The following is a 4,656-nucleotide window of genomic DNA, read 5'->3' on the forward strand; positions in this document are numbered from 1 at the left end:
CGATGGTAGTGTGGGGTCTCCCCATGTGAGAGTAGGTCATCGCCAAGCGCCTAATAAACGGAAAATCCCTGTTGACTATGTCAGCAGGGATTTTTTCGTTTAAGCGCTTAACGCGATGACTACTCGAGCATGGGAAATAAAGAGCAGCCACGCAGTGGCATTCAAAACATGTGATAGTAGGGCGAGTTTGCCGCTAGGCAAGTGTCACGAGCGGGTGAGCTCTGCGAGCCCTGACCATCGGCAAGCGCCCAATTAAATAAACCCAGAAAGCTATGCTTCCTGGGTTTTTTTTTAATTGTGTTGCTTTTGCTCAGACCTACTCTCATATGGGGATAGGTTAAAAGTACCAATGAAGTTGGCTTCAGATCATCTGATAGTAGGGCGAGTTTGCCGCTAGGCAAGTGTCACGAGCGGACAAGCTCTGCGAGCCCTGACCATCGCCAAGCGCCTAATTAAAATAGCCCCACTGGTTAATTCTGGTGGGGCTTTTTTAATTGTGCTGATTTATGGATGACCTACTCTCGAGTAGGGCGAGTTTGCCGTTAGGCAAGTGTCACGAGCGGATGAGCTCTGCGAGTCCTGACCATCGCCAAGCACCCAATAACGAACCCCTTTGATACTCATCCGACTATTTAACTGGTCTGTTTTTTTATTTGGCAGTGAGGTTTTAACCACGCAATACAAGAGGTTAGGCTGGAGCCTCATTTCCTAAAAGAGATCACAATATTAAGCGGATTGGTATAATACTAATCAGGTGATAATTTTATGGACTGTGAGCATAGTTAATAGGTTTAGTTTTGCTTTGTTTGCTCATTGGCTAAGTATTGCTCTTGTAATTTATACATACGGATTGCATCCCAGTATTTTCCATTGGTGAAAAACTGCTGAACTAAACATCCCTCTTCGATAAAACCTGATTTTTTATAGAGGTGTATTGCTTTATGGTTATTTTCAGAAACGACCAAATAAATTTTGTGCAGATTTAATATTGTAAAAGCATAATCAAGCGCTTTATTGATCAGTGCTCTAGCATAATTTTTTCCCTGGAAATTTGGGGTGATTATTATCTGAAATTCAGCATTCCTGTGGATATAGTTGATTTCAATTAATTCAACAAGACCAATCGATTCATTTTCCTTATTAGTGCCGATAAATCGTCGTTCTGTATTATCATGGATATGCTTAATATATAAATCCTCAAGCTCACCAAAAGATTCATATGGCTCTTCAAACCAATAAGACATTATGTGGCGATTATTATCTAGTTGATGCACGAAACGCAAATCTTCTTTTTCTAGAGCCCTTAGCTTAACTTCTGTTTTCATATTACTTCTAATTTGACGGAAAATGACGTGTTTAGTTTAAAATTGTACCTCAATATTATCAAGTGAGTGTGAACAATATAAGTTATAAATTAGGCTGATTGGTATATGCAATTCTCCTGTAGCTTCAATATGTAATATTGCTTGCCCTGCAGGGGCTTAGCATGAAAATTAATATTGTGTTGCAGCATTCGATAACCATCACTCAAAGCGTTAGATCAAATCTGCTAATTATTTGTTTATTTATTTTTTCAACGTCTTATTATTAGTTCTGACAATGCAGCGGAAATATCAGGAGTATAAATGCAGCATACTATTATTACACATTAGTTATTAGTTAGATGATTAAGCTATTTCCTATTTAGTCGGAGTTAACGGGATAATAGTGCTATCGCTAAGCACTAAGGGGTCGTTATGTTTGTAGGGAAATTAATAATTACTGCTGTTTTGCTGTGTATACTGCTTTCTATTTTTAGCAGCGGCTTGCTCTCGGCCGCACTGAACCTATCTGCCTTTAGTTTATTGGTCCTATATCTGCTTAAGCATAAGCAAACTATGCGTGAGTAAATACTGACTTTAATTCACATTATTAGCTCAATATAGGCGAGTGAACTACTGGCAATGATTACCCATAGAAAAATTCCCAGGGCAAGAGGTTTCGCGCCCGCTTCTTTTATTTTGCGAAAGGTGATACCGCAGCCAATAAGGAATAAACATAATACTAAGGTTTGTTTTGACACACTGAAGATCTGCGCATAAACAGATGAATATTCAGGAAGGAAATGGGTGGTCAGAATCGCTATGCAATAAAAGAGTATAAAATATGGAATTGTTATTTTTTTACTCGCACCTTTAAACATCAGTGCACTGATAAAGGTCACAGGAACTATCCATAAAGCGCGTGCCAGTTTTAGCGTGGTAGCAGTGACTAATGCTTGATCCCCATAAGCTGATGCAGCACCAACTACTGAAGACGTGTCGTGGATTGCTATGGCGCACCATACGCCGAAAGCATGTTGACTCATGTTCAGCAAATGCCCCAGTAGCGGAAAAACGAATAATGCAACAGAGTTGAGTATAAAAACAACTGCTAGTGCCAGTGATGTTTGGTCGCCTTTGGCATTAATGGCTGGCGCGATAGCGGCAATGGCGCTACCTCCGCAAATGGCTGTACCAGAAGCGATTAAATGGCCTGTCTTTCGGTCTATTTTCATCGCTCTGGTTAGCAGCGTACCAATTGTTAAGGTGCTAAAAATAGAAATTAAAATCAGTCCGATGCCATCTTTGCTTGCGCTAATTGCTTGCTCAAAGTTAATACCAAAGCCCAAGCCGATGATTGAATAAGAGAGCATTTTTTTAGTCAGGTGATTAATATCAAGATGCTTTGGAATTAATCCAAGTGTAACCAATGTAAAGCCAATAACTAATGCTATCGGGGACGTGATAAGGGGGGTTAAACAAAGTATGGCAAAACCAAAAAAGATAAGATCGCGCTTTTGCCAGTGAGAGTTAGTCAATAAATTTCGCATAATACGTCTCTTATTTTAATGAGTCGATATTGTAACGTAACTATTTATGTTAAGTATATTATAATGATATTAAACACGCGTTAACTTTTAGTTAAATTGTTGCACGTTAGCATCCATGCCGACCACTTTTGGCGAAAATTTTATTGTTCATGGTTTGTACTTGTTTGTCTACCTGTAGGTGTTTTTAACGGTTATTCTTCTTGGTTTCATTTGCGGGAATAACCATGGCAACGGTACACATCTTTATACGTAAACTTAAAGTGATCTTAAGACTAAAATATGGCTGTTTACTCCGCCATCGTCGAATAGCCTCGGACAAAGCAATTTGCATTACCCGACTGGACTGTCCAGCTACAAGAATGAAGGCCAAAAACCATGACATTACTTTTGCTCTGGCAGGAGTATGTTGAACGGTATCTAGAAGGTGCTTATAGTTACAGTCACTGCTGTCGGCAATACAACGTTTGGTTGAAATGTCATAAACCATCAATGCGCCAAAATCACAAAGTAGGTGAAAAACTCTTTGTTGATTACTGTGGTCCCACCATGAACATTACTGATCCCAGTGCTGCCGGTGAATGTCGAGCCGCACAGGTTTTTGTTGCCGTAATGGGCGCATCAAATTACACCTATACGGAAGCCACATTTAGCCAAGGCTTAGAAAACTGGGTGATGAGTCATGCTCGTTGCTTTTTAGTTTCTTGGTGGCGCGGCAGAATTAATCATTCCTGATAACCTGAAAAGTGGTATTCAGTATATTGTTATGGATAGAAAAATTTAGCTTGGGATACTTTTGTGATAACTGAGTAACCTCTCTGGGATATTTATTACTTAGACTGTCTTCACTTACTAAAAGGAGATAGTCAAGAAATTCAAACATACACTTACGTCACTAACAGTTGCATCCACTCTTTTCGTCGCCACACAAGTTCAAGCCGCTGATATCGATATTAAATTAGTCAACCTAACTCATGCCATTGCATTTACCCCTATTTTAATCGCTGCAAATGATGATCAAACAGCCCTCTTCCACTTAGGTGAAGAAGCAAGTCTTGCATTACAAAAAATGGCTGAAGGCGGTAATACTGCCGATTTAAAAACAGCAGTAATGAGTGCCGGTGGTGCCACATTAGATCTTACTTCCGCTCCGACGATGGCAGGTGTTACCTCCATGGGTAGCTTGGATACGGGTCCTAATATGTATCTTTCTGTCAGCGCGATGATGCTGCCAACCAATGATGGTTTTGTTGGTTTAGATAGTTGGAAAATTCCGACTGAAGCAGGCACTTATACAATAATGCTAAATGCCTATGACGCAGGAACAGAAATTAACGATGAAATCATTAATGGCGGCGGCATGCCCGGTACTCCAGGTATACCCGCAGATCCAAGCGGCAATGCTGGCACCGGAGGAGCAGGCGTAAGTAGTAATGAAGGTAATCAAACCGTTCACATTCACCCAGGTAATATCGGTGATAATGATCCCACTGGTGGCATGTCAGATCTTAATAGCAGTGTCCACCGCTGGTTAAATCCCGTTGCCAAATTAGTTATCACTGTTAAATAAGGGGGCGCTATGAAATATATTAAACAGCACAAACTTAGCTATCTTGGTTTAGCTATTATGATTGCAGCGCTTTCTGGCTGTTCCGATGATAATAATGGTAATAACGATGATTGCGTATTCTCATGATGTCGATCACTCATTCTCACCGAAGCCGATCAGTCATTCTCATTCATGCCGATCACTTTTACTCGTCACTTTGCGGTGAGATTGAGTTGTAATGCTTTATTCAATATTCGTC

At 40.3% G+C, this 4,656-nt stretch carries 3 protein-coding genes and 1 pseudogene; 2 read left to right on the plus strand and 2 right to left on the minus strand.

Translation table 11 applies throughout. From position 1 onward, the window contains the following. Positions 1-791 precede the first annotated feature (791 nt). Together speG and KSO91_RS16080 are read right to left on the minus strand one after the other, a co-directional pair. Complete coding sequence (speG, locus tag KSO91_RS16075) at positions 792-1,325, minus strand: spermidine N1-acetyltransferase (RefSeq protein ID WP_238744043.1); 534 nt, start codon at positions 1,323-1,325, stop codon at positions 792-794. Positions 1,326-1,903: 578 nt separating this feature from the next. Next, positions 1,904-2,851 (minus strand): YeiH family protein, encoded by a 948-nt coding sequence (locus KSO91_RS16080; protein WP_238744044.1) that lies wholly within the window; start codon positions 2,849-2,851, stop codon positions 1,904-1,906. Between the two features lie 224 nt (positions 2,852-3,075). Between KSO91_RS16080 and KSO91_RS16085 the strand changes: the two are divergent. Next, positions 3,076-3,602 (plus strand): annotated as a pseudogene (locus KSO91_RS16085) (IS21 family transposase); the annotation flags it as partial. A gap of 108 nt (positions 3,603-3,710) precedes the next feature. Next, the gene (locus KSO91_RS16090) at positions 3,711-4,418 is read left to right on the plus strand and encodes a spondin domain-containing protein (RefSeq protein WP_238744045.1); all 708 of its coding nucleotides are present in this window, start codon (positions 3,711-3,713) and stop codon (positions 4,416-4,418) included. Positions 4,419-4,656 lie beyond the last annotated feature (238 nt).

Source organism: Psychromonas antarctica, from assembly GCF_022267535.1.
In the GTDB taxonomy this organism is placed as follows: domain Bacteria; phylum Pseudomonadota; class Gammaproteobacteria; order Enterobacterales; family Psychromonadaceae; genus Psychromonas; species Psychromonas antarctica.

Excerpts from the sequence above, each read along its gene's own strand:
- KSO91_RS16080 (WP_238744044.1), bottom strand. The coding sequence starts at position 2,851 with ATGCGAAATTTATTGACTAACTCTCACTGGCAAAAGCGCGATCTTATC.
- speG (WP_238744043.1), bottom strand. The coding sequence starts at position 1,325 with ATGAAAACAGAAGTTAAGCTAAGGGCTCTAGAAAAAGAAGATTTGCGT.